This is a genomic window from Aequorivita nionensis (genome assembly GCF_046352995.1).
Lineage (GTDB): Bacteria > Bacteroidota > Bacteroidia > Flavobacteriales > Flavobacteriaceae > Aequorivita > Aequorivita nionensis.
Window position 1 is genome coordinate 1,288,164 of record NZ_CP130281.1, and the last position, 25,325, is coordinate 1,313,488.

General features: G+C 38.9%; 21 protein-coding genes. 12 read left to right on the forward strand and 9 right to left on the reverse strand.

All coding sequences use genetic code 11. The features are described 5' to 3' along the window. The first annotated feature begins 152 nt into the window (after nt 1–152). The 4 genes from ileS (at nt 153) to Q2U82_RS05840 (ending at nt 5,332) form a co-directional block, all read left to right on the forward strand. Complete coding sequence (gene ileS, locus Q2U82_RS05825; RefSeq protein ID WP_410006754.1) at nt 153–3,554, forward strand: isoleucine--tRNA ligase; 3,402 nt, start codon at nt 153–155, stop codon at nt 3,552–3,554. A 5-nt stretch (nt 3,555–3,559) separates the two neighbouring features. Next, the gene (locus Q2U82_RS05830) at nt 3,560–3,943 is read left to right on the forward strand and encodes a TraR/DksA family transcriptional regulator (RefSeq protein WP_410006755.1); all 384 of its coding nucleotides are present in this window, start codon (nt 3,560–3,562) and stop codon (nt 3,941–3,943) included. An 84-nt stretch (nt 3,944–4,027) separates the two neighbouring features. Beyond that, a complete protein-coding gene (locus tag Q2U82_RS05835; protein ID WP_410006756.1) occupies nt 4,028–4,657 on the forward strand; it encodes a hypothetical protein in 630 nt (209 codons plus the stop codon). A gap of 63 nt (nt 4,658–4,720) precedes the next feature. After that, nucleotides 4,721–5,332, forward strand: a complete 612-nt coding sequence (locus Q2U82_RS05840) for a lipoprotein signal peptidase (RefSeq protein ID WP_410006757.1) — start codon at nt 4,721–4,723, stop codon at nt 5,330–5,332. Nucleotides 5,333–5,335: 3 nt separating this feature from the next. Here the strand turns inward: Q2U82_RS05840 and Q2U82_RS05845 are convergent, their stop codons facing one another. The 9 genes from Q2U82_RS05845 to Q2U82_RS05885 form a co-directional block, all read right to left on the reverse strand. After that, nucleotides 5,336–5,791, reverse strand: coding sequence for a DUF2752 domain-containing protein (locus Q2U82_RS05845; RefSeq protein ID WP_410006758.1), 456 nt, complete (start codon nt 5,789–5,791; stop codon nt 5,336–5,338). Next, a complete protein-coding gene (locus Q2U82_RS05850) occupies nt 5,733–6,026 on the reverse strand; it encodes a CD225/dispanin family protein (RefSeq protein ID WP_410006759.1) in 294 nt (97 codons plus the stop codon). The genes Q2U82_RS05845 and Q2U82_RS05850 overlap by 59 nt, the downstream gene beginning before the upstream one ends. A 34-nt stretch (nt 6,027–6,060) precedes the next feature. Then, nucleotides 6,061–6,642 carry a 5-formyltetrahydrofolate cyclo-ligase gene (locus tag Q2U82_RS05855; protein WP_410006760.1) on the reverse strand — a complete coding sequence of 194 codons (582 nt, stop codon included), beginning with the start codon at nt 6,640–6,642 and terminating at the stop codon, nt 6,061–6,063. Between the two features lie 4 nt (nt 6,643–6,646). Further along, entirely contained in the window at nt 6,647–7,648 is a 1,002-nt protein-coding gene (locus tag Q2U82_RS05860) for a succinylglutamate desuccinylase/aspartoacylase family protein (protein WP_410006761.1), read from the reverse strand. Between the two features lie 2 nt (nt 7,649–7,650). After that, nucleotides 7,651–8,523 (reverse strand): 30S ribosomal protein S6--L-glutamate ligase, encoded by an 873-nt coding sequence (rimK, locus tag Q2U82_RS05865; RefSeq protein WP_410006762.1) that lies wholly within the window; start codon nt 8,521–8,523, stop codon nt 7,651–7,653. Beyond that, a complete protein-coding gene (locus tag Q2U82_RS05870; RefSeq protein WP_410006763.1) occupies nt 8,520–8,945 on the reverse strand; it encodes an ATP-dependent zinc protease in 426 nt (141 codons plus the stop codon). The genes rimK and Q2U82_RS05870 overlap by 4 nt, the downstream gene beginning before the upstream one ends. Before the next feature lie 417 nt (nt 8,946–9,362). After that, nucleotides 9,363–10,241, reverse strand: coding sequence for a RimK family alpha-L-glutamate ligase (locus tag Q2U82_RS05875; RefSeq protein WP_410006764.1), 879 nt, complete (start codon nt 10,239–10,241; stop codon nt 9,363–9,365). A 57-nt stretch (nt 10,242–10,298) separates the two neighbouring features. Beyond that, complete coding sequence (locus Q2U82_RS05880; RefSeq protein ID WP_410006765.1) at nt 10,299–12,521, reverse strand: TonB-dependent receptor; 2,223 nt, start codon at nt 12,519–12,521, stop codon at nt 10,299–10,301. A gap of 67 nt (nt 12,522–12,588) precedes the next feature. Beyond that, nucleotides 12,589–13,005, reverse strand: coding sequence for a hypothetical protein (locus tag Q2U82_RS05885; protein WP_410006766.1), 417 nt, complete (start codon nt 13,003–13,005; stop codon nt 12,589–12,591). Nucleotides 13,006–13,141: 136 nt separating this feature from the next. On the opposite strand from Q2U82_RS05885, the gene uvrC reads away from it, so the two are divergent. The 8 genes from uvrC to Q2U82_RS05925 all read left to right on the forward strand — a co-directional run bounded on the left by uvrC (nt 13,142) and on the right by Q2U82_RS05925 (nt 25,245). Next, the gene (gene uvrC, locus Q2U82_RS05890; protein WP_410007139.1) at nt 13,142–14,980 is read left to right on the forward strand and encodes an excinuclease ABC subunit UvrC; all 1,839 of its coding nucleotides are present in this window, start codon (nt 13,142–13,144) and stop codon (nt 14,978–14,980) included. Next, nucleotides 14,980–17,214 carry a patatin-like phospholipase family protein gene (locus tag Q2U82_RS05895; RefSeq protein WP_410006767.1) on the forward strand — a complete coding sequence of 745 codons (2,235 nt, stop codon included), beginning with the start codon at nt 14,980–14,982 and terminating at the stop codon, nt 17,212–17,214. Before uvrC ends, Q2U82_RS05895 begins: the two co-directional genes overlap by 1 nt. A 61-nt stretch (nt 17,215–17,275) precedes the next feature. Further along, nucleotides 17,276–18,436 carry a homogentisate 1,2-dioxygenase gene (locus Q2U82_RS05900; protein ID WP_410006768.1) on the forward strand — a complete coding sequence of 387 codons (1,161 nt, stop codon included), beginning with the start codon at nt 17,276–17,278 and terminating at the stop codon, nt 18,434–18,436. A gap of 157 nt (nt 18,437–18,593) precedes the next feature. Further along, complete coding sequence (hppD, locus tag Q2U82_RS05905) at nt 18,594–19,754, forward strand: 4-hydroxyphenylpyruvate dioxygenase (RefSeq protein ID WP_410006769.1); 1,161 nt, start codon at nt 18,594–18,596, stop codon at nt 19,752–19,754. A gap of 105 nt (nt 19,755–19,859) precedes the next feature. After that, nucleotides 19,860–20,636 carry a DUF3108 domain-containing protein gene (locus Q2U82_RS05910; RefSeq protein WP_410006770.1) on the forward strand — a complete coding sequence of 259 codons (777 nt, stop codon included), beginning with the start codon at nt 19,860–19,862 and terminating at the stop codon, nt 20,634–20,636. 26 nt (nt 20,637–20,662) lie between these two features. After that, nucleotides 20,663–21,886, forward strand: coding sequence for a peptidoglycan DD-metalloendopeptidase family protein (locus Q2U82_RS05915; protein WP_410006771.1), 1,224 nt, complete (start codon nt 20,663–20,665; stop codon nt 21,884–21,886). 189 nt (nt 21,887–22,075) lie between these two features. After that, nucleotides 22,076–24,709, forward strand: coding sequence for a TonB-dependent receptor (locus tag Q2U82_RS05920; RefSeq protein ID WP_410006772.1), 2,634 nt, complete (start codon nt 22,076–22,078; stop codon nt 24,707–24,709). Nucleotides 24,710–24,804: 95 nt separating this feature from the next. Continuing rightward, nucleotides 24,805–25,245, forward strand: coding sequence for a hypothetical protein (locus Q2U82_RS05925; RefSeq protein ID WP_410006773.1), 441 nt, complete (start codon nt 24,805–24,807; stop codon nt 25,243–25,245). Nucleotides 25,246–25,325: the final 80 nt, after the last annotated feature.

The following is a 25,325-nucleotide window of genomic DNA, read 5'->3' on the forward strand; positions in this document are numbered from 1 at the left end:
GACCGTCTATTTTTATAGATGGTCTTCTTGTTTCAATATGTTCTTTTCAAGAAAAACAAGCATGAAGCGCGCTAAGAAAAACGAAACCCGCTCTTAGTGCTCAGTTATTCAAAAAACCGTATTTTTGCACACTTTATTATAAGAGCATACGTATGAGCACCAAATTTAAAGAATACAAAGGGCTGGACCTCCCAAAACTGGCGGAAGATATACTCGATTTCTGGAAAGAAGAAAACATTTTTGAGCAGAGTATTTCCATTCGCGAAGGAGCGACACCATTTGTGTTTTTTGAAGGGCCGCCATCCGCAAATGGTTTGCCGGGAATCCACCACGTAATGGCGCGTGCCATCAAGGATATTTTTTGCCGCTACAAAACCCAAAAAGGATTTAAAGTGGATCGAAAAGCAGGTTGGGATACACATGGTTTGCCAATAGAATTGGGTGTTGAAAAAGAACTTGGTATTACCAAAGAAGATATCGGGAAAAAGATTTCTGTGGAAGATTATAACGCAGCCTGCAAAAAAGCAGTAATGCGTTATACTGACGTGTGGAACAAAGTGACCGAAAGCTACGGCTATTGGGTAGATATGAGCGATCCGTATGTTACCTACGAGCCAAAATATATGGAAACCGTTTGGTGGCTTTTGAAAGAAATTTACAATAAAAACTTACTTTATAAAGGTTACACAATACAGCCATATTCCCCGAAAGCGGGTACAGGTTTGAGCTCGCACGAACTTAACCAGCCGGGAACGTACCAAGATATTACAGATACAACCGTTGTTGCCCAATTTAAGGCGATGGCTGAAACCTTGCCTGATTTCCTTGCGGAAGAATCAAACAACATTTGGTTCCTTGCTTGGACGACTACGCCTTGGACGCTTCCTAGCAACACTGCGTTAACTGTGGGCGCCAAAATTGATTATGTTTTGGTGAAAACGTTTAACCAATACACTTTTCAGCCTATAAATGTGGTTTTGGCGAAGAATTTGGTCGCGAGCCAATTCGCAAAAAATTACGAGGAAAAACCGAACGAAGATGTTCTCGAAGCCTACAAACAGGGTGATAAAATGATTCCTTATTTTATTTCAAAGGAATTTAAAGGAGCAGATTTATTAGGAATCCGTTACGAGCAATTGTTGGATTATGCACATCCTCACGACAATCCTGAAAATGCTTTCAGAATAATTGCAGGCGATTTTGTTACTACGGAAGACGGAACCGGAATAGTTCATACCGCGCCAACTTTTGGTGCAGATGATGCCAAAGTTGCGAAAGAGGCAGTGCCGGAAATACCGCCAATGTTGGTGAAAGACGAAAACGGTAATCTGGTTCCACTTGTGGATTTACAAGGAAAGTTTCGTCCAGAAATGAAGGAACTAGCTGGCAAATATGTGAAAAGCGAATATTACGACGATGCAGATGTTCCCGAAAAATCTGTGGATGTTGAAATAGCGATTAAATTAAAAACCGAAAACAAAGCCTTCAAAGTTGAAAAATACGTCCACAGCTACCCAAATTGTTGGCGTACGGACAAACCAATTTTATATTATCCGTTGGATTCCTGGTTTATAAAAGTGACCGAGTTCCGCGATAGAATGTTCGAACTGAACAAAGAAATAAACTGGAAACCGAAAGCAACTGGCGAAGGCCGTTTTGGCAACTGGCTTTCAAATGCAAACGATTGGAACCTTTCGCGTTCGCGTTATTGGGGAATTCCATTGCCAATTTGGAGAACGGATGATGGAAAAGAAGAGATTATCATCGGTTCTGTGGAAGAACTGAAAGCCGAAATGCAGAAATCTGTCTCAGCTGGTTTAATGAGCAAAGATATTTTTGAAGATTTCAAACCAGGCGATTTTTCCGAAGAAAACTATGCAAAAGTTGATCTTCACAAAAATATTGTTGATGAAATAATCCTCCTTTCCCCAAGCGGAAAACCAATGAAGCGCGAAGCCGATTTGATAGACGTTTGGTTTGACAGTGGAAGCATGCCTTACGCACAATGGCACTACCCTTTTGAAAATAAGGAAAAGGTTGAAAATACGTGGCGCAAAGCAGATTTTATCGCGGAAGGTGTAGATCAAACCCGTGGTTGGTTCTACACGCTGCACGCAATAGCAACGATGATTTTTGATGATGTTGCCTATAAAAACGTAGTTTCAAACGGACTTGTTTTGGACAAAAACGGTCAGAAAATGAGCAAGCGTTTGGGCAATGCCGTAGATCCTTTTGAAACCTTGGATGTTTTCGGTCCTGATGCCACACGTTGGTATATGATTAGCAATGCAAACCCTTGGGATAACTTAAAATTTGACCAAGACGGAATTTCGGAAGTTCGTAATAAATTCTTTGGAACGCTTTATAATACCTATAGTTTCTTCAGTCTTTACGCCAATCTCGATAATTTTGAGTATCTTGAAAAAGATCTTCCGCTGGAAAAACGCCCTGAAATTGACCGTTGGATACTTTCAGAATTGCATACGCTCATCCAAAAAGTGGACGATTATTACGCAGATTACGAACCAACGAAGGCAACGCGCGCCATTTCAGAATTTGTTCAGGAAAATTTGAGCAACTGGTTTGTACGTTTAAGCCGAAGAAGATATTGGAAAGGAAGCTATAACGACGATAAAATTTCGGCTTACCAAACGCTTTACACTTGTTTGGAAACTGTAGCAAAATTGGGCGCTCCCGTGGCTCCGTTCTTTATGGACAGACTTTACAAAGACTTAACTCAGGGAACAGCTAAAAATAAAAAAGCCTCGGTACATTTGACCGATTTCCCAAAAGCGGATGTTTCGTTTATCAACAAAAAGTTGGAACACAAGATGCAGAAGGCGCAGACAATATCATCGTTGGTGCTTTCGTTACGACAGAGAGAGAAGATAAAAGTGCGGCAGCCACTTCAAAAAATTATGATTCCGGTTTTGGAAGCTTCTGAAAGAGAAGAAATTCTCGCGGTTTCAGATTTGATTAAAAGCGAAGTGAACGTAAAGGAAATTGAACTGATTGATGAAGGTTCGGGAATGTTGGTAAAACAGATAAAACCCGATTTTAAAGCCCTTGGCCCACGTTTTGGAAAAGATATGAAAGCAGTAGCTGCGGTCATTTCAGGCTTTGATCAAAAACAAATTGCAACTCTTGAAAAAGATGGTGAAATATCTGTTTCTATTAATGAAAAAAATACTACTTTGGCGCTCGATGACGTAATTATAAGTTCGCAGGATATTGAGGGCTGGTTAGTTGCAAATGCAAATGGAGTTACTGTGGCACTGGATGTTACAATAACACCTGATTTGAAAAATGAAGGAATTGCCAGGGAACTGGTAAACAGAATCCAAAACTTGCGAAAAGATAGCGGTTTTGAAGTGACGGATCGTATTGAAGTTACACTTCAGGATAACGAAAAACTAAAGACGGCGGTAAACCAAAATCTGCAGTATATAAAAGAAGAAACATTAACAGAGGTTTTGCAATTTCAGCCACAAATCAGTAACGGAACAGAAATTGCATTTGACGATATTGAAACACGTATAAGCATTAAAAAATAGTAATCATGACAGACACAGAAAAAACCAGATATTCAGATGCCGAGCTGGAAGAATTTAAAGCACTTTTGAGCGATAAAATAAAGAAGGCAACAGAACAATTAGAGCTAATTCAAAGTTCCTATAAAAACGACAGCAATAATGGTACGGATGATACGTCGCCTACTTTCAAAGCTTTTGATGAAGGCAGTGAAGTGATGAGCAAAGAGGCAAATTCTCAGTTAGCGATCCGTCAGGAAAAATTTATCCGCGACCTTAAAAACGCTTTGGTTCGTATTGAAAACAAAACCTACGGTATTTGCCGCGTAACGGGAAAATTGATAAACAAGGAACGTTTAAAGCTTGTGCCACACGCAACTTTGAGCATTGAGGCTAAGAATATGCAGAAATAACAATTATGTCAGTTCGAGCGCAGTCGAGAACTATTTATTGAAAATTAAACTTTAATTGCCTCGAAATTTTTCGGGGCTTTTTTTATGGCGAAAATATTATTTATAGTTTCCTTTTTGATTTTTGGAATTGCATTTTGTAACGCACAGAAAGTTATTCAAAAGGAATTCGATTCCGATGAAATAAGTAAGCTTTCAATAATAGATGATGCAATCTTCAAAATTACAGTCCAGTCTTCTGAAGAGCCAACCATCAAAGTTTACGCACATATTTCTGGCGAGCATTCTGAAAATATAATTATTGAAGAAAAAATTGTAGCCGGAAATCTTTCCTTGAAAACTGGATTTACACCATATTTCACCTTGGAAAACGATAAACTAGCCGCCCATAAAGTAATGGCGATAGAATTGAAAATAACAGTCCCCCAAAAAATCGCTCTTGAAATTAAATCGAAACTCGCGTCTGTCAATTTTAATGGAAGTATTGAAAATGTAAGTATTTCTTTAGAAAACGGAAACTGTGTGCTGACTAATTTTTCAGGAAACGCCCAGCTTAAAACTATTGCAGGAAACATAACTGTCAGGGCCCAAAATAATGTTTCAGGAAAAGCAATTTCAAAAAACGGGACTGTAGAAAATAATTTTTTGAACAAGGGAAAATTCTTTGTCGAAGCTGAAAGTATCAATGGTAACATTTCGTTCCTACAAACCAAATAATATTGCTATTTTTGCCTCCGCACTCCGAAGCTTTAGCGAGAGAGTGCCTTCGTCGGAAAAACTATGAGCCTAAAAAAAGCCACTTTTATTATTGTACTGATTCTGCTGATAGATCAGATTTCAAAATTTTATATCAAAACACATTTTGTTTTAGGCGAAGAAATTCGAGTGTTTGATTGGTTTCGTATTCTTTTCGTTGAAAATGAAGGGATGGCTTGGGGGGCAAAAATTCCGGGTGAGTACGGCAAACTTTTTTTAACGCTTTTTAGAATCGTAGCTATAGCGGGAATTGGTTATTGGCTGTGGGATTCTGTTAGAAAAAATCTGCCAAGTATCCTGATTTTTTGTGTTGCCTTGATTTTTGCGGGTGCTTTGGGCAATATTATTGATTCTGTTTTTTACGGCATAATCTTCAATGATAGCCATCACCAAGTTGCAACATTATTTCCCGAAGCTGGAGGCTACGGTACACTATTTCACGGAAAGGTAGTAGATATGCTTTACTTTCCGCTCTACGGAGATACTTTGCCAGAATGGCTTCCATTTTGGGGTGGAGAATATTTCACGTTTTTTGACCCAGTTTTCAACATCGCTGACTCTTCCATCAGTGTTGGGGTGATTTTGCTGCTTATTTTTAATAAAAAGGCATTTCCGAAAAAAGAAACTGTAGAGTAATATTTAACCTGTAGGTGCAAGCAAGTTGAAAGGATAAAAAGATAAATTCCTTAGAAACCAATAAAGAATTGCAATCCCAAAATAGCCGAAAATAAATAGGTTGCTATAAAAAAGCTTGAATCTATAATGCGTGCCAAAAACCCAATTGCCGATTGTAATTCCCAAACCGTAAATTAAAATGGGCAAGGTTAACACCATTAATGGATTGTACCTAAATGCTCCAACAACATCACCGTGCAACAGTAAATGAACAGCGCGTTGCGAACCACAGCCTGGACAATATAAACCTGTGAAGTAATGAAAGGGACAGGGAATAAAAAGGCTTGTGGAAGGATTAAAGGAAAAGTAAATAAATATAAAACCCCCAAGCAAGGTTGCAATGAGGGCTATTTTTAAAAATTTAATATCCACCGCTGTTAAGCAATGCCCCGCCCAAACCCAATGCGAACATAATAGCATAAAAAAGTATAACGACAATGGGGCCAATTACAGCACCCCAAATAGCATATTTCTTGGCTTCATCGGCAGCTTTTTGGGCGCCTATAGCATCCCCCATAGCCCAAAGTTCTTTAACTTTTGTTGCTTTAATAATTGATACGATGCCCAATGGAAGGCAGCATAATACTGTACAGAGAATTGCCCATACCAGATGATTATCTGGTGGATTTCCCATTGGTTGATTGGTAGTTTCCATCTTTTATATTTTATTGGTTAATAAATGTTTAACCTTATAAAGATAAGCGGTTATTTTTAAAATCAATTAATTTTTTTGGAGTGATGCAAAAATTTAATGGAATATCTGTAACTGCCGAAAAAATTTCAGGCTCAGCTTCAAAAAACGAAAGCCCAATAAAGATGGCATGTGGGCTGCATTTTTTCAAAAACCGATCATAAAACCCTTTTCCGTAGCCAATGCGATGGCCGTTTTGGTCATATGCTAAAAGGGGAACAAAAATAACTTCTATTATTTCCGGTGAAATTTCAATGCCCGAAACGGGCTCGGGAATTCCGTATTCCGAAGTGTTTAAAACCGTATTTTCCTGCAACAAAAAATGCTTCATTTCTCCCGAATCAAAATCGGCTTTTGAAACGATAATGCTTTTGTCCTTTCCTTGAAGAATGTGCAATAAGTATTCGGTATTCACTTCTTTTTTTGCCAAAATGGGAAGAAAAATATGGTAATAGGTTTTGTCCCAAATAGGAAGCTTCAAAGCCTGATTTGCAATCTGAAGGCTCATTTCCTCAATAGATTCTTCGGAAAGGTTTTCCCGAAGTTTTTTATATTTTAAACGGAGGACTTTTTTTTCCATTATATTAATCATCCATTTCCTCGGTTTCCGTATTTGCAGTGTTTACGGTTGAAATATGAAAAATTGCGTCGCCTTGATTTACAATTGGAGATTGGTTCACATTAATGATATAACCTTCGTTGGGCGAAGTAACCTTAAACCGCATTTTTCCGTACGGGTCTGTGATTGTTGCCAAAAATTCCCCTTTTTCCACGTGTTTGTTGCAGTCAATTTTTACGTGAAGTAAGCCACTTCGGTAGGCACGAATCCATTTACTTTTTTCAATAATAACTGTTTTGGCAAGAGATTCAGGGGCAATATGTCTTTTGCCTAACATGTCCAAATGTTTCAAAACACGCATAATGCCATCTACGCCTTCTTTTGCAATATGTTTGTTACTCTCAAGACTTTTGCCGCCTTCAAAAAGAAGTACAGGAATGCCCATTCTCTGACAAGTTTTTCGGTAAGATTTTTCAAGAGTATTGGAATATACTGTAAATGGTGCATTGAAAACTTTTGCAAGTTCCAAAAGTTTTTCATCGTCAGGTTTTATACGAATTTGTGGTGCATTAAATCTGCTGGCACCGCCAGTGTGAAAATCGAGACAGTAATCTGCGTGTGGCAAAATTTTTTTTGTGAAATGATAAGCCACACGGCTCGCCAAAGATCCAGATTTAGTCCCTGGAAAAACCCGGTTTAGGTCACGACCATCAGGAAAAAACCGATTTCCGTTTAAAAATCCAAATACGTTTAAAATTGGAATACAAATAATGGTGCCGCGTTTTGGTTTGTTTAATTTTCGGGCAATGAGCTGGCGCACAATTTCCACTCCGTTTATTTCGTCACCGTGAATGGCGGCGGTAATCAATACTGTTGGCCCTGGAATTTTGGAACGTTCAATAATAATTGGAATTTCAACTTTGGTGGAAGTATAAAGCTTGGCGATACTGAAATCCACCGTTCGGCTTTCACCCAATGCAATCCGTTCATTTAAAATTACAATATCTCGTTCTTCCTTTTTGGCCATAATTAAACGTTGCGTTCAATATATTTTATGATTGAGTTTGCAATGTCCTTGCCTGTAGCTTGTTCAATTCCTTCCAGACCGGGTGATGAATTTACTTCCAAAATAAGAGGTCCTCGAGCAGATTGAAGCATATCAACCCCAGCAATTCCAAGACCCATGGCTTTTGCAGCTTTTAGTGCGGCGGTCTCTTCTTCATCAGTAAGTTTTATTACTGAAGCCGTTCCGCCGCGGTGTAGATTACTTCGGAATTCGCCTTCTTTTCCCTGCCGTTTCATTGCGCCAACAACCTGACCGTCCACAATAAATGCGCGAATGTCTGCGCCCCCAGCTTCTTTTATAAACTCTTGAACGATAACGCGGGCCTGTAAATTGTTGAAAGCTTCAATTACGGATTCTGCAGCTTTTCTGCTTTCAACCAAAATAACGCCAATGCCCTGAGTACCTTCCAATAATTTAATGATCACAGGCGCCCCGCCGGCTTGGTCCACGATTTCCTTTACGTTTTTGGAATAATTTGTAAAAACGGTTTTCGGCAATCCCAACCCCGCGCGGGAAAGTATTTGAAGGCTTCTCAATTTATCGCGTGAACGAACCAAGGCCTGCGATTCGGTGGTTGTGAAAACGCGCATCATCTCAAATTGACGCACTACGGCTGTTCCATAAAAAGTTACCGAGGCCCCAATTCTTGGAATGATAGCATCGGTGTGGTCTAACTTGTGGCCTTTGTAGATAATTACCGGATTTTTCTTTTCGATAACAATATCGCATTTCGCGTGGTTTATAACCTCTACGTCATGTTTCCTAGCTTTTGCCGCTTCCACAAGACGTTTGGTGGAATATAAATTTGCGTTCGCCGATAATATCTTTATGTTCATTTTTTGTTTTTTAGTTTGAAGGAAAGGTTGGTTTTATTTATGTCAACCACATATTTATTACTTAGGAAATTTCTTCCCAAAAGTACGGGAAAACGCATTTCTTCGCGATCGCTTAAGGTTAAATATATTTCTTGTGTTTTGCCAAAAAGCAAAATCTCGGTTTTTATTCTGTATCTCGCTTCAGATTGACCATTGCTGCTTTTCACCACTTTCACGTCATATTCGTCAAAAACGATTTCCTTTTCGTGATAGCTGGGATGCTCTTCGTCCAGAAAATTACATTTTAAATAACACTCTTCCACTTTCATGTTTTTACAATGTATGGAAGAAGTATAGGCGCCCGTGTCAATTTTCACTTCAATATCGAAGAGATTCAGCAATGGAAAATCTGCTTTGTCTATTCTGCCTATGTTTCTTTTCAAGGTTTTAGGGGTTTTGTTGTTGCAAGGTAAATAATAAAAATTTCAAATAACAAATTCCAAATCCCAAAATTTGCCACCCTGAGTAGCCTGTCCTGTGCGAAGCCGAAGGGCAGACTTCGAATTAACAAATCCCAACCCCTTCCGGCCCCGGAAAGACTCCCTTGGGTTTTTAAGGTTCTTTGCAGCCCGGGGCCACCTTCCCCTTAAGCCTTGTTTTCGTTTTTATCGATGCTTAATCTAAGGGGAAGGAGCATTTGGACGAACAACCAAAAAAGCAAAATGAAAAAATCCAAAATCGCAAATTTGTCACTCTTAGCAGCTTTTCTTTTGCGAAGCCGAAGGGCTATTTAACAGATAAATCAAATTTTTGAAACCTGAAAAATGCAACTGATCACTGATACTGAAAACTGCGACTGGCTACTGCGACTTTTTATTCCGCTCAATAAACCCAATTACGCTTTTCGAAACATTCTTTCCCGAAGTATTCTCAATACCTTCCAATCCCGGCGTGCTGTTAATTTCCAAAACCAACGGCCCGTTTTTCGATTGTAGAATATCAACTCCACAAAAGCCCAAATTCATAGCTTTTGCAGCTTTTATGGCAATCTTTTCCTCTTCGGAAGAGAGTGAAATCATTTCGGAAGAACCGCCACGATGCAGATTGCTTCTAAAATCGCCAACTTTACATTTTCGTTTCATTGCAGCAACCACAACGCCATCAACCACAATTGCACGAACGTCGGCGCCGTTGGCTTCCTCAATATATTCCTGTAGCAAAAATTTTACACCAGCAGCGTTTAAGGTTTCAATGGTAGCTAAAGCATTCTGCGGACTTTCAGTAAGAATAACGCCTTCGCCGTGCGTGCCTTCCAAAAGTTTGATGATTATTGGCTTGCCGTTAAAGGTTTTCAATTGTTCCTCAAATTCAAAAAACGAAGCGTAAACAGTTCGAGGCACGGGAATTTGATGTTTTGCCAAAATTTGAAAGCAAGTCCATTTGTCGCGGCTATTGCTAATTCCTTCGGAAGAAACCACACTAAAAACACCCATCGCCTCAAAATGACGGACCACGTTCGTGCCAAAATAAGTATTTGAGGCGCCAATTCTGGGAATTACCGCGTGCAGGTCATCCACCAATTCATTTTGAAAATAGAGGACGGCTTTTCCGTTTTCCACGGCGAGGTTGCAATAGGAAGGGTCCAAAACCTCCATGGTGTGGTTGCGCGCTTCACCAGCTTTTAAAAGACTTTGGGTGGAATAAAGCGCTTCCCCACGCGATAAAATGGCAATGTTCATAGTTGGTTATTGTGTGTGCAATTTAACCAAAAAGAACATTGCCCCTAAAATCATTAGTTAAAAATTAACGGTTACCTTTCCTCTTAGGAAAAACGGCGTTCCGGGGGTAAAATGTATTTCTTCCACCGGTGCCGGTTCGTCAAACAATCTGCTTTCGGTTGCAAATTGGGTTTCGTTCCATTCGGTATCGAAGAGATTTTCAATCGCAATCCCAAAAACAAGGTTTCTAAAAGTATAATTTATGTTGAAATCGGTTACAAAATAACCTTCGGCAATAATACTTTTGTCTTCGTTTGCGGCCCTATCCTTAATATAACGATAATTCAATCCGCCCGAAAAATTTGCAAGATTTTCAACTGCAATTCCACCGGTTGAGGTAAAATCCGGCGCCAGCGGAATGTAATCCTCGCCTTTGGGTTCCTCGGTGCTTCGGGCGTAGGTATAGTTTGCATCGCCGTAAAAATACAGCCAGTCCAAGGCTTCGTAACGCAGGCCAAAGTCAACGCCCAATCGGCGGGTTTTTCCGCTAGGCTCCACAATTCCGGCATCGCCCACGTACACAAACTCCTGTTCCAAAAAGAGCGCCCACAGGGCTGTGTTAAAAATTAGATTGTCCGTCAGTTTGTAAATTCCGCCCAAATCTGCACCGTAAGCTGCGGGCAAAATATCCTCGCCGCCATTGGCAACAACTACTCGTGTATCATTTGAATGGAAACCGATTCCCGTTTTCAAAAACAATTGGAAATCGCGGTTGGGGCTGTAAATGAAATTCAACTTGGGACTGGCGAAAACCTTGCTTTCACTTCGGTTATCGTAGGTTGGCGAAAGTTTGTTTTCGTAATCAAATTTGAAATAATCCAATCTCACGGCAGGGTTTATTTTGAAATCGCCCAAACCAAATTCCGTATTCAAAAACGCAAAACTGTTAATTTGATCCACATTTCCGAAGGCAATCCGATCCAAAATTTCATAACGGTTTTTGGTGTGTGAAAGTTCCACGTCGTTCACATCGTCGTAACGAACGCCAATTCCTGCGGTGTACTTAAAATCGAGTGTTTCAGAATTTATTTTATCTGAAAACTCGGTTTGGAAACCCAAGATATTTCGGTCTTCGCGCTGCGCAATTTGGTCGCCGTTTATCGGGTCTTCCAAAAAGAAAGTGAAGTTTGAAAACAATTCAAAATCATAATTCGAATAATACGCGCGGGTTTCCAACTTTTTATTTTCCGAAAGCAATTTGGAATGGTTTATCAGCAAATTGGTACGGCTGGTGTTTCCGCCTTCGGTATCGTCAATAGCGCCAAAACGCCCGATGGAACCATCATCAATGGCGCGCTGCGGAATTTGCCCCGAAGCATCCCATTTGCTTTGGAAATGGGAAGCTGTAAGTTTCAGTTTTTGATTGTCTGGCAAATTCAGATTGTATTTCGCCATCATATTGAAACGGTTGAAATTCTGCGGTGAATCAAACGGGCCATTAAAGGTGTTGAGAGAGGCCGCAACATAAGCATTGCTGTTTTTGGTATCCAAAAGATTGAAAAGTCCAACGGTTCTAAAAGCATCAAACTGCCCGTATTCCACGGAAACGGAGCTTTTGTCGAGCTTGTCCAAGGTTTTAAAAGCCACGTAACCCGCAGTGGCAAAATCGCCATATTCCACGTTGTACGGTCCTTTTCCGAAGGAAATTTTATCAAGCGTTTCGGGAATTACGAAGTGCAAATCACTATAACCTTGTCCGTGTGCGTGGGAAACCATGTTTACTGGCATTCCGTCTACGGAAAGGTTAATATCGGTTCCGTGGTCAATATCAAAACCGCGTAGAAATATTTGCTCTGCCTTTCCACCGCCGGCGTGCTGGCCGATAATCAATCCCGGAACTTTCCGAAGAATTTCCTGCGACGATTTTACGGGCGCGGTCTTTAAATCTACCGCTACAATTTGGCTAAGCGTGTTCACTTCGGGCGTGATGGTTACCTGTTCCAAAGAAACCGCGGCTTCGTTTAAAGTGATGTTTATAGATTCCGCAAAACTTTCAGCCGTAACCGAATATTCGTATGTTGCGAAACCTAAAATGGAGAAGCTGATGATGTCGTTTTCCTTCACATTTTCAAGTGAAAATTTTCCCGAAGTATCGGTGTGCGTGTGATTGCCCGAGGTTCGATCAAAAACCGCCACGTTTTCCAGCGGGTTGTTATTTGGGCCTACTACTTTTCCTTTTAGCGATTGCGATTGCGCAATACCAAAGCATAGCATCAGCCCCATTAAGAGTATTCTTTTCATGGGTGATTGGTTTTAAAAAATTATAATAAATGAATAGTCTGAATGAAGATTTCATTCAGATAAAAAACTATGAAAAGAATGTTTCCGGAGGCGGACTGGGAATGGTTTTTACGCTTTTCGGAATGTGAAAAGTATAGAAATATATATGTTTTACAAATGGTTTAAATTTGAAATTGATGGTTGGATATTCCTGCGCAAAATGTTTATCCAACGTATAATTGAAATACACGCCTTCGTGATCACTGGTTTTTTCTTCCGAAGAAAATATTTTGGAGAAAAAAGTGATCATTTTATGTTCGTGCGTGTGCTCCCGCCCCAACAAGTGGTCTTCTTCGTGATGCCCATAATCCGTATGCGTCATCACGTGCGAAAAAGTGTGCATTCCCTCCGAAAGCTGTTTCTGCATCGGGTTGAGCAGATAAAAAATCGACAGGGAAAGCACAAAATACTTTTTAAAAGAAATATGAAAATTGCTTTTGGGCATTTTTAATTTAGTTGGTTGTAATAGATACGCAAGATTAGGGAGTTTGGATTTTTGAAATCCTCATTTAACCGTTTCTTAACTATTTTTGATTCAAGAAAAATTCCTTAAAAATAAAATAGCAAGTATCTTTGAGGCTATGGCCAATGCTTCGGTAACACTTCAAATTTCAACCCTTCCAGATTCACCGGGCGTTTATCAATATTACGATAAAGATGGAAAACTGCTGTATGTTGGCAAAGCGAAAAACCTGAAAAAACGTGTTTCGTCTTATTTCAACAAAACACAGGACAATGGCAAAACCCGAATTCTCGTAAAGAAAATTACTAACATAAAGCACATCGTAGTAAAAACCGAGACCGATGCGCTTTTGTTGGAAAACAATTTGATCAAAAAATATCAGCCACGCTACAACGTGATGCTGAAAGACGATAAAAGTTATCCGTGGATTTGTATTAAAAACGAACGTTTTCCGCGCGTTTTCCCAACGCGAAGGATGATAAAGGATGGATCGGAATATTACGGCCCGTACACGAGTATGAAAACTGTACACACGCTGCTGGATTTGATAAAAGGCCTGTATCCGCTGCGCACGTGCAATTACGACCTTTCCGAAGAAAAAATTAGGGCTGGCAAGTATAAAGTATGTCTGGAATTTCATCTGGGAAACTGTGCTGGGCCTTGCGAAGGGCTTTATTCAGAAAAGGAATATCACGAAAATATTGAGGCAATCCGAAATATTGTGAAAGGAAATTTTAAGGATTCGTTGCATAAATTTAAAAGTCAGATGAAAGATTTGGCGGCCGATTTAAAGTTTGAGCAGGCACAGCGGGTAAAGGAAAAGATTGATATTTTGGAGAATTATCAAAGCAAAAGCACCGTTGTAAATTCGAAGATTAATAACGTTGATGTGTTTTCGATAATTTCTGATGAAAGCTATGCATATGTGAATTTTCTGCAGCTTTCGCACGGCGCGATTATCCGCTCGCACACGTTGGAAATAAAGAAGAAGTTGGACGAGACCGATGAAGAATTGCTTCAGCTTGCCATTGTGGAAATCCGGCAACGGTTCAATTCGCTTTCAAAGGAAATTTACGTGCCTTTTGAAGTTGAATTGGGCGAAGACATAAAAACGCATGTTCCCAAACTGGGCGATAAAAAAGCAATCCTCGACCTTTCCGAAAGAAACGCGAAATATTACCGAATGGAGCGTTTCAAGCAAGCTAAGATTGTAGATCCGGACCGTCATGAAAAACGGATTATGGCGCAGATGAAAAAAGATTTAAGGTTGAATGAGGAACCACGACATATAGAGTGTTTTGACAATAGTAATATTCAAGGGACAAACCCGGTTGCGGCCTGCGTGGTTTTTAAAAATGGAAAACCGAGCAAAAAGGACTACCGCAAATTCAATATTAAAACGGTTGAAGGGCCCGATGATTTCGCCTCAATGGAAGAAGTTGTTTACCGTCGTTACAAAAGATTGCTGGAAGAGGAGCAACCATTGCCGCAACTAATCATCATAGATGGGGGAAAGGGGCAACTTTCTTCAGCTTTAAAAAGTTTGGACAAGTTGGAATTGCGCGGAAAAATCGCTATTATAGGAATTGCGAAACGACTGGAAGAATTGTTTTATCCCAACGATCCAATTCCGTTGTATTTGGACAAGAAAAGTGAAACTTTAAAAATAATACAGCAATTGCGCAACGAAGCGCACCGATTTGGCATTACCTTTCACCGCAGCAAAAGAAGCAAACAAGCGCTGAATACAGAATTGGAAACTATTCCCGGAATTGGCGAAAAAACAGTTGTGGAATTATTAAAACATTTTAAAAGCATCAAACGGATTGCATCCGCCAGTTTTGAAGACATCTCAACGGTTATTGGAAGCAGTCGCGCAAAGAAATTAATTGAACATTTTCAAAATATGAAATCTGACGGGAAGCCCAAAGAAGAAAGAAAAGACAATAAAGAATAATGAAGCACCTACTCCTCATAGTATTTCTAATAATTTCAACCATTACTTTTTCACAGGAAAAAAGTGATGGAGATGTAAAAGTTGGACTCGTGTTGAGTGGTGGCGGCGCCAAGGGTTTGGCGCATATTGGCGCATTAAAAGTTATTGAGGAAACCGGTGTTCGAATAGACTATATTGGCGGGACAAGCATGGGCGCCATTATTGGGGCGCTTTATGCCTCTGGATACTCCGCAAATCAATTAGACAGTATTTTTAGGCAAACCGATTTTAGCACTTTAATACAGGATGATATTCCGCGTAGTGCAAAAACATTTTATGAAAAACAGGAGGCTGAAAAATATGCATTGGTGCTTCCGTTTGAGCGTTTCAAAATTGGTTTTCCTTCGGGGCTATCAAAAGGGCAGAATGTCTATAATTTGCTTTCCAAATTAACTAGCCACGTTAGTAATATTTCAAATTTCAGTGAACTTCCCATTCCTTTTTTCTGTGTTGCCACAAATGTTGAAAATGGGCAGGAAGTTATTTTGGACCATGGCTATCTTCCACGAGCGGTTACTGCTAGCGGTGCATTGCCTTCTCTTTTTAGTCCTGTGATGATTGATAATAAAGTGCTCATTGATGGCGGGGTGGTAAACAACTATCCTGTTGGTGAGGTACGCTCAAAGGGAATGGACATAATTATTGGAGTGGACGTGCAGGACAGCCTTAAAAATCGAGATAATTTGACTTCGGCTTTTGATGTCTTGGTGCAGATAAATAACTACCGGACTATTAGGGATATGAAAGAAAAACGCAAAAAAACAGATGTTTATATTCACCCAAACATTAAGGATTTTTCAGTAGTTTCTTTTGATGAAGGTAAAAAAATTGTAGAATCTGGAGTTGTTGCTGCAAATTTGAATCGAGAAGAGCTTGAAAAAATTGCTTTAAGGCAAAAACAAGTAAAACCTGAAAAAATTAAATTTGATGCCAATGACACCATTTTTATTAAAGAAGTAAAAATTGAAGGGAATGAAAAATATACTCGTAGTTATGTTTTAGGAAAACTAAAATTGCGAACCCCAGATAAGGTTACTTATGAGGATTTTAGTGAAGGCATCAACAATCTTTCGGCGACTGGAAATTTTCAGGATATTAATTATAGATTTTTTGAAGATGAAAACAACGAAAACATACTGCTCTTACAATTAAGGGAGAGTGCCTCGTCCATGATGCTTCGTTTTGCTGCACATTATGATGATTTATTCAGAACAGCTGCCTTGGTGAATATTACAAAAAAGAGACTTTTTACTAATAATGATATAGCTTCCTTAGATTTGATTGCTGGAGATAATCTGCGCTATAATTTTGAGTATTATATAGACAAAGGGTTTTATTGGAGTGTGGGCTTCAATTCAAAATACCACTTTTTTGAAACCGATGTGCCCTTAAGTTTTATTGGGGCAGACTTGGATGCCCAGCTTTCATTGCCCATAAATAGCTTGTCAATAAAATATAGCGATTTTACCAATCAGCTATATTTTGAAACCCTTTTCCAGAGAACTTTTATTTTTGGGTTGGGTGGCGAGCATAAATACCTACGTTATCTTTCTGAAACCATTGGGACGGACGATAACAATCTACCGCGAACTATTTTTGAAAGCACCAATTATTACAGCGCTTTTGGGTTTTTGAAATATGACAGTTATGACAACAGTTTTTTCCCAAAAAGTGGGGCTTATTTCTCGGGCGACTTCCACTGGTATCTTTTGGCCAACGGACGCAACAAAAACTTTGAGCCTTTCTCATTGGCAAAAGCTAAATTAGGATATGCCTATACTTTTTTCAATACAATTTCAGCAAATCTAACAACTGAGGGAGGTTTTAAATGGGGCGGACCGGAAACTACTTCGTTAGATTTTGCATTGGGTGGTTATGGCTTTAAGGAGATGAACAATATTATTCCTTTTATGGGCTATGAAGCTATTTCGCTTCGAGGGAATACTTATCTGAAATCTACACTCACCTTTGATTATGAAATATTCAGAAAAAACCACATCAATATTTCTGCAAATATCGCTAACGTTGGCAATGATCTTTTTGAAAATGGCCAATGGATTGATGGAGTAAACTACTCAGGTTTTACAGCAGGTTATGGTTTAGAAACCGTTTTGGGCCCGATGGAGATTAAATACTCCTATTCTCCCGAGCTAGATAAAAGTGAATGGTATGTGGCTCTTGGCTATCGGTTTTAGCAAAAACTTAAACGTCTAGCTCCAATATTTTTCCGATATTTGTGTACAAAATTTTCAAATTATGCCTTTCTATCATAAACTTGGCAAAATACCGCCCAAACGTCATACACAATTCCGAAAACCTGATGGAAGTCTCTATGCCGAACAACTTTTTGGCACAATAGGTTTTGATGGAATGTATAGTAATATTTACCATGAATACAGGCCTACTCAAGTAAAGGAAATAAAGAAACAATACAATGTGGCTCCAAAAATTGCACGCGCAAATAATATGGAATCCCTTCGCCTAAAAGGTTTTAACGTAAAACCCGAAAAGGATTATCTCAGCAGCCGAAAAACTGTACTTACAAATAGCGATTGCAGTATCATACTTGCCGCTCCACAGGAATCATTAAAAGATTACTTTTATAAGAATACAGATGCCGATGAATTGATTTTCATTCACAAAGGGAGTGGAAAATTGAGGACTTTTTTAGGAAATCTCGATTTTAAATATGGCGATTATCTTTTAGTGCCACGCGGAATTATTTATCAAATAGATTTTGACACGGAAGACAACCGTCTTTTTATCGTTGAATCGCGAAGACCAATTTACACTCCGAAGCGATACCGAAATTGGTTCGGACAATTGCTGGAACATTCGCCTTATTGTGAACGCGATATTCGCAAACCGCAGGAACTGGAAAGTCACGACGAAAAAGGCGAGTTTTTGGTAAAGGTGAAAAAAAGGGACGAAATTTTTGAAATGGTTTACGCCACACATCCTTTTGATGTGGTTGGCTATGACGGCTATAATTTTCCATACGCCTTTTCAATCCACGATTTTGAACCTATTACTGGACGCATTCACCAACCGCCACCAGTGCACCAGACTTTTGAGACCGATGCCATGGTAATTTGCAGTTTCGTGCCCCGCCTTTATGATTATCATCCGGACAGTATTCCAGCACCTTACAATCACAGCAATATTGATAGTGATGAGGTGTTATATTATGTAGATGGTGATTTTATGAGCCGAAACGATATTGAAGCAGGCCAAATAACGCTTCACCCCGCAGGAATTCCTCACGGGCCACACCCCGGGGCGGCTGAAAGAAGTATCGGCAAAACAGAAACCGAAGAATTGGCCGTTATGGTAGATACTTTTAAACCGTTACAGGTTACTGAAGATGGTTTAAAACTTTCGGATGGTACGTATTACCAGAGTTGGTTGGAGGAATGAGTTGTCAGTCGCAGTTGCAGTAAGCAGTACATTGTGGTCTTTGCGTTCTCTGCGACTTTGCGGTTAAATATATTTGGAAACTATTTTCTTTATAAATGAAGCTATTCTATCTGAAATATTATGAGTTAAATTAATAAGATTATTGAAAACTTAAATTATGAGCAAAGAAGTAAAATCAGTCGATTACGGACTGGAAAAAATATTTGAAGGTGCAGAAGATTTTCTACCTTTATTGGGAACAGATTATGTAGAATTCTACGTGGGCAACGCAAAACAATCCGCACATTTTTATAAAACTGCTTTCGGCTTTCAGTCTTACGCATATAAAGGTTTGGAGACTGGTTCGCGCGATTCTGTGAGCTATGTTTTAAAACAGGATAAAATCAGGCTTGTACTTACCACGCCTTTAAACAGTAAATCGCCAATAAATGATCATATCGTAAAACACGGTGATGGTGTAAAAGTAATCGCACTTTGGGTAGATGATGCACGCAGTGCTTTTGAAGAAACCACCAAACGCGGCGCAAAACCCTATTTGGAACCAACCGTTGAAAAAGATGAGCACGGTGAAGTAGTGCGAAGTGGAATCTATACTTATGGTGAAACCGTACACATGTTTGTGGAACGCAAAAACTATAACGGAACATTTTTGCCAGGTTTTCGGGAATGGAAAAGTGATTACAACCCAACTCCGACAGGCTTAAAATATATTGACCATATGGTTGGCAATGTAGGTTGGGGGCAAATGAATAAATGGGTAAAATGGTATGAAGACGTTATGGGCTTTGTAAATTTCCTTTCGTTTGATGACAAACAAATCCACACCGAATATTCAGCTTTGATGAGTAAAGTGATGAGCAATGGTAATGGACGAATCAAATTCCCAATAAACGAACCTGCCAAAGGAATAAAAAAATCACAGATTGAAGAATATCTAGACTTTTACGAAGATTCCGGAGTACAGCATTTAGCCGTAGCAACCGATGATATCATTAAAACCGTAAGCCAATTGAAAGAGCGCGGCATAGAATTTTTGCCTCCACCGCCACAAGCTTATTACGACGACATTCCGCGCCGTTTGGGCGACCATATGAAAATGATGAAAGAAGACATCAACGAGCTGAAAAAACTTTCTATTATGATAGATGCAGATGAAGATGGCTATCTGCTTCAAATATTCACAAAGCCTTTGGAAGACCGTCCCACCCTGTTTTTTGAAATCATCCAGCGTATGGGGGCAAAAGGTTTTGGAGCTGGAAACTTCAAGGCACTTTTTGAATCTATAGAGCGCGAGCAAGAGCAACGAGGGACCTTATAAAAATGTAACATTTGCAAAACCCCATCGTCTTAAGAAGGTGGGGTTTATTTTTTTGGAACGGTAGTTGTATTTTTTGAAACCATAAACTCACTAAGTAAATAATCTATGAAAAAGCTACTGGCGCTTTTATTTCTTTTTTGTAATATCTTTTTTCTTTCTGCACAAGAAAGAGCTTATGGCAATGGAGAATTCTTCAAATTTCGAGTTCATTATGGTTTTGTAACTGCAGGCTATGCAACACTCAAGGTTAAGGAAACCACTATAAATGGAAAGGATGTATTCCATGTGCGTGGTTTTGGTGAAACTGTTGGCGTGTCAAAATGGTTTTTTAAAGTAGAAGACGATTATCAATCTTATATTGACAAGGAAAAGGATATTCCTTATCGCTTTCTCCGTAAAATTGACGAAGGTGGTTATACTAAGGATGTCCAAATTGACTTTAACCACTCTAACAATAAAGCCACGGTGAACGACAAAAAACACAATGAAATAACGGTGTTTTCGTTCCCTAAAGAAACGCAGGATATGATTTCGGCGTTTTATTACCTTCGCAACAAATTGGATACTGAAAATATCAAAGAAGGTGATGTTGTGGAGATGAATATGTTTTTTGATAAAGAAAATTACAAATTCAGGTTAAAATTCCTTGGAAAAGAAGTTTTAGATACTAATTTTGGCCGCGTTCGCACTTTGATTTTTAGACCCTACGTGCAATCTGGACGTGTTTTTAAGGAAAAAGAAAGTCTAACTGTCTGGATAAGCGATGATAAAAACAAAATACCATTGCTGGTAAAGGCAGATTTGGCCGTAGGCTCATTAAAAGCAACATTGACTGAATTTAAGGGATTGCAACATTCCTTTAAAATATTGGCAAATCAATAAAACATAATACCGAAAACTCCCCCACATTGAAGAATTTAATTTTAGTAGTATTAACGCTTGCCCTCCTTACAACCGCTTGTGAAAATAAGAAAGAAGATTTGGCCGACATCAACGCCGTGGTTGAAGAACCAATAATTGAGCAATATGGTTATGTTTTAAATGATTTTAATGTAATTCGTGATACGATTCGAAAAGGTGACACTTTTGGCGATATTCTTTTCGCCAATGGCGTTTCACAAGAAAAAATTATGGAAGTGGCTACCAAATTCCGAGACAGTTTTGATGTTCGGAGAATAGTGGTAGGAAAACCTTATGTACTTCTTAATTCCAAAGATTCACTGAACAACACCCAAGTTTTTATTTATGAAACCAATAATGTTGACTTTGCTGTTGTGGATTTTAGAGATACGCTTTCCATTTTCAATAGTCAAAAGCCAGTTCGGTATGAAGACAGAGAAGCATCTGGGGTTATTACAAGTTCACTTTCTGCCACAATGGAGGAACAAAATTTGAGTCCGTATATGACCGACCAACTAGCAAATATCTATGCGTGGACCATCAATTTTTTTAAGCTGCAACCCGGCGATCGTTTTAAAGTAATTTATAGTGAAAAATTTATAGATGACACTATTCCAGGAGGGCTTAAGGAAATTAAAGCGGCCTATTTTGAGCATCGCGGCAAAACCCTTTATGCTTTTAAATTTACATCAGATTCTTTAGGTAAAATTTCTGGTTATTATGATGAGCAAGCCAACAACCTAAAACGTGCCTTTTTAAAAGCTCCGGTACAATTCAGTAGAATATCTTCTCGTTACAACCTGAACAGACGCATAAAATATTACGGTTTTAAACTTCGTCCACACCGAGGAACTGACTTTGCCGCGCCTGTGGGAACACCTATTTTGGCAACAGCAGATGGCGTAGTAACTAAATCTGAACGTCGTGGCGGCAATGGAAACTATGTTAAAATACAACATAACGGAACTTATGAAACCCAATACCTTCATATGAAAGCCCGGAACGTTAAAGTGGGCCAACATGTAAGTCAAGGAGATGTAATTGGCTGGATTGGAATGACCGGGAACACCAGCGGTCCGCACGTGTGTTATCGCTTTTGGAAAAATGGAAAAGAAGTAGATCCTTTTAAGGAAGACACCCCTTTTTCCCAACCACTTCCTAAAGAGTTTCACGAGCAATATTCTGCAAATATGCTTCCAATTAAGGAACAATTGGATTGTATTTCATTTTAATCTTTTTTTTAATTCTAAATGTTGATAACCTTGTTATTAACTAACACTCCATTTATCAGCACTTTAGGGTTTAAATTTTATCTTTAATCAGCGGTTTTTTTTCTTAATGATTTCTTAATCAATTTTGTTGGTTATAACCTATTTAAGATTGTACTTTTGCCGAAATTTTTAAACTTAAAATTTAAATTCATGAGAAAACTTTTACTTCTTGTTTTTTTACTGGGCGGTTTTGTCGCTTTTTCACAAACAACGGTTACTGGAACGGTAATCGATTCTGAATCAAACGACCCTTTGGCAGGAGCCAACGTGGTTGAGACGGGCACAACAAATGGTGCCATTACCGATTTTGACGGAAATTTCACTTTAGAGACTTCTGCAAAAGCGGGTACACTTACCATTTCATACATTGGGTACACAGTTGAAAAAGTGCCATTCAAAATTGTGAATGGAACTGCAAGCCTAGGCACAGTTAAAATTACTGTAGATTCTGATGCTCTTGAAGAAGTTGTTATCGTTGGAAAAGGAATTATAGATTTGGCAAAAGACCGTCAAACCCCTATTGCTGTTTCAACTATTACTTCTGCTGAAATTCAGGCGAAGGCAATTGGTAACGTAGAATTTCCAGAGGCGGTAAAAAGTACTCCGAGTGTTTATGTTTCTAACCAAGCTGGAGGTTTTGGAGATTCTCAAATGTTCTTGCGTGGTTTTGACCAAACAAATACTGCATTCCTTTTGAACGGGCAACCAATAAACGGAATGGAAGACGGAAAAATGTACTGGTCAAACTGGTCTGGTATGTCTGATGTTGCAAACGCTGTGCAAGTTCAGCGTGGTTTAGGATCTTCAAAATTGGCAATTTCATCAGTTGGGGGAACCGTAAACATCGTGTCTCGCGCCGCTGGTAGAAAAGAAGGAGGTTTTGCTCGTTTTATGACAGGTAACGATAGCTACTTTAAAGGAACTATAAGTTATGATTCTGGTCTTAAAGGAAAATGGGCCTATAGCTTTTTGTTAGACCATTGGCAAGCTCACAGAAAATACTCTGATGGTACAGCTGGTCAAGGCCAGAACTATTTTATTGGGATAGGTTATGTTCCAAATGATAAGCACTCTTTCAACTTCTTATTAACTGGAGCACCGCAATGGCACGACCAGAACTTTTCTAAATCTTTGGAAGATTATGCACAGTATGGAAAACGTTACAATAGCAACTCTGGTTTTTTAGATGGTGAAAGATATACTTTAAGAAGAAACTACTATCACAAACCAATCATCAACCTTAACTGGGATTGGGCCATAAGTGATAAAACAAACTTGTCTTCTGTTGCATACGCATCTTTTGGTCGCGGTGGTGGAACAGGGCCTGCTGGTAGCTCACGAAACATTGTTCGCGAAAGTGATGGCGATATAAACTTTAACACTATCATTGAGAATAACATTGAAGGTGCCGAAAACGGAATTGGAAGCTATGGAGCTGGTTCTCTTGCAAGAAGATCGTCCGTAAATAACCATAACTGGTTCGGGTTTCTTACAAATCTTGAAAGTGCAGTAAGTGATAACTTCACCTTCAATCTTGGTGTTGATACACGTTTCTACAAAGGAAGCCACTGGTACCAAATGAACAATCTTTTGGGTCTTCAAGGATATGCAGATAACTTTGGATACGGTGATTCAAGAGATAGTGATTATGTAATTAGCGAAACTTTTGAAGCAAATCCTTGGGCGGCTTTGTTCAATTCTGCTGATGAATCACAACGTTTTAACTTTGACTATTCAGAAAACATCAACTACATTGGAGGTTTTGGACAAGCTGAATACAAAACAGACCAATTCTCTGCTTTTGTACAAGGAGCTGTTTCAACCCAAAGCTACCAAAGAGAAGGTCGTGCCGAGGGCAATGAAGTAGAGGGCGTTAACGGTCTTGGAAAATCTGAAAAAGTTAACAAACTTGGTTATAACGTTAAAGGTGGAATGGGTTATACTTTTATTGAAAACAACACCATCTTTGCAAATGCAGGATACTACTCAAGACAACCTTTCTTAGATAACATTTTCACTGATATAAGAAATTCAAACTATATTCTTAAAGGCGAAAACGAAATTGACAACGAGGAAATTTTAGGAATTGAAGTAGGTTATAGACTTCGTGCAGGATCATTTAGTCTAGACTTAAACGGTTATTACACTAGTTGGGGCAATAGATTCCTTTCTGGAAGTTTTATTGAAGGAGATCCAAATTCTACAAACCCTATAGAGCAGGCTGATCGCTACCAAAGATTTACAAATATTACCCAAGTTCACAAAGGATTTGAATTTGAAGGAAAATACCGTTACTCAAGCGCCTTTATGCTTAGAGCTTTCGGAAGTATTGGAAACTGGAAGTATGAAGGTGAAACACCTTTCCAAACAAGAGAAGATCAAACTAATACTCTATTGGAAGAAGGTACTGTTAACCTAAGCGGTACCAAAGTTGGTAACGCACCCCAAACTTCTTTCGGTTTTGGTTTCAAATACAACATTTTTGGTGGTTTAAGCGTAGATGCAGATTATAACATTTATACAGATCTTTATGGATTTGTTGATGCAGAAGATGTAGTAGATGCTTCAATAGCTGGAGTTGAATACCAAGCAGAGCGTTTGCCAGCCTACAGTGTTTTGGATGCAGGAATTACTTACAAGTTTGACTTTGGCGGAAATGCCTTCACAGTTAGAGCAAACTGCTATAATGCAACAAACGAAATGTACTTGAGTCAAAAAGATTCTTTTGGTTACTTCTATGGTAACGGAAGAACTTGGAACGCAAGTCTACGTTACGATTTCTAAAAAACATATTATTGTTTTGAAAATGCCCCAAACTTTTGGGGCATTTTTTTTGTTTAATAAGCTTATCTTTGGAACACATAAAAAAAATAGATACTATGGCTACTTCTGTACAATTCATTCACTCTTATTGGGCATATTTGGTTCTTTTGATTGTTTTGCTTGCAACGCTCAATGCGCTTGCGGGATTCTTTTCAAAAAGAGAATACGGCGCAAAAGATTTTAGAATTTCATTATTTGCACTTATTGTAACACACATTCAGCTTCTTATTGGGCTGGTTCTTTATTTTGTTTCACCATTGGGGCTACAAAATATTACCAACTTAGGGATGGGAGAAGTAATGAAGAATTCTAACTTCAGACTTTATGCAGTAGAACACCCTTTTGTAATGATTTTGACAGTAGTTTTTATAACAATTGGCTATTCAAAGCACAAAAAGAAATTGCTTTCACAAGGCAAGTTCAAAACATTGGCAATATTCTACACCATTGCATTGGTTTTAATGCTCAGCCGAATTCCTTGGAGCCAGTGGTTTTAAAAGATAACTACTATTTCTGAAATAAAAATCCTGCTGAAATTATTTCCAGCAGGATTTTTTATATAAATAATTTTATAGGT

Coding starts and splice junctions, on each gene's coding strand:
- ileS (WP_410006754.1), top strand. CDS start 153: ATGAGCACCAAATTTAAAGAATACAAAGGGCTGGACCTCCCAAAACTG.
- Q2U82_RS05830 (WP_410006755.1), top strand. CDS start 3,560: ATGACAGACACAGAAAAAACCAGATATTCAGATGCCGAGCTGGAAGAA.
- Q2U82_RS05835 (WP_410006756.1), top strand. CDS start 4,028: ATGGCGAAAATATTATTTATAGTTTCCTTTTTGATTTTTGGAATTGCA.
- Q2U82_RS05840 (WP_410006757.1), top strand. CDS start 4,721: ATGAGCCTAAAAAAAGCCACTTTTATTATTGTACTGATTCTGCTGATA.
- Q2U82_RS05845 (WP_410006758.1), bottom strand. CDS start 5,791: ATGCTATTATGTTCGCATTGGGTTTGGGCGGGGCATTGCTTAACAGCG.
- Q2U82_RS05850 (WP_410006759.1), bottom strand. CDS start 6,026: ATGGAAACTACCAATCAACCAATGGGAAATCCACCAGATAATCATCTG.
- Q2U82_RS05855 (WP_410006760.1), bottom strand. CDS start 6,642: ATGGAAAAAAAAGTCCTCCGTTTAAAATATAAAAAACTTCGGGAAAAC.
- Q2U82_RS05860 (WP_410006761.1), bottom strand. CDS start 7,648: ATGGCCAAAAAGGAAGAACGAGATATTGTAATTTTAAATGAACGGATT.
- rimK (WP_410006762.1), bottom strand. CDS start 8,523: ATGAACATAAAGATATTATCGGCGAACGCAAATTTATATTCCACCAAA.
- Q2U82_RS05875 (WP_410006764.1), bottom strand. CDS start 10,241: ATGAACATTGCCATTTTATCGCGTGGGGAAGCGCTTTATTCCACCCAA.
- Q2U82_RS05880 (WP_410006765.1), bottom strand. CDS start 12,521: ATGAAAAGAATACTCTTAATGGGGCTGATGCTATGCTTTGGTATTGCG.
- Q2U82_RS05885 (WP_410006766.1), bottom strand. CDS start 13,005: ATGCCCAAAAGCAATTTTCATATTTCTTTTAAAAAGTATTTTGTGCTT.
- uvrC (WP_410007139.1), top strand. CDS start 13,142: ATGGCCAATGCTTCGGTAACACTTCAAATTTCAACCCTTCCAGATTCA.
- Q2U82_RS05895 (WP_410006767.1), top strand. CDS start 14,980: ATGAAGCACCTACTCCTCATAGTATTTCTAATAATTTCAACCATTACT.
- Q2U82_RS05900 (WP_410006768.1), top strand. CDS start 17,276: ATGCCTTTCTATCATAAACTTGGCAAAATACCGCCCAAACGTCATACA.
- hppD (WP_410006769.1), top strand. CDS start 18,594: ATGAGCAAAGAAGTAAAATCAGTCGATTACGGACTGGAAAAAATATTT.
- Q2U82_RS05910 (WP_410006770.1), top strand. CDS start 19,860: ATGAAAAAGCTACTGGCGCTTTTATTTCTTTTTTGTAATATCTTTTTT.
- Q2U82_RS05920 (WP_410006772.1), top strand. CDS start 22,076: ATGAGAAAACTTTTACTTCTTGTTTTTTTACTGGGCGGTTTTGTCGCT.
- Q2U82_RS05925 (WP_410006773.1), top strand. CDS start 24,805: ATGGCTACTTCTGTACAATTCATTCACTCTTATTGGGCATATTTGGTT.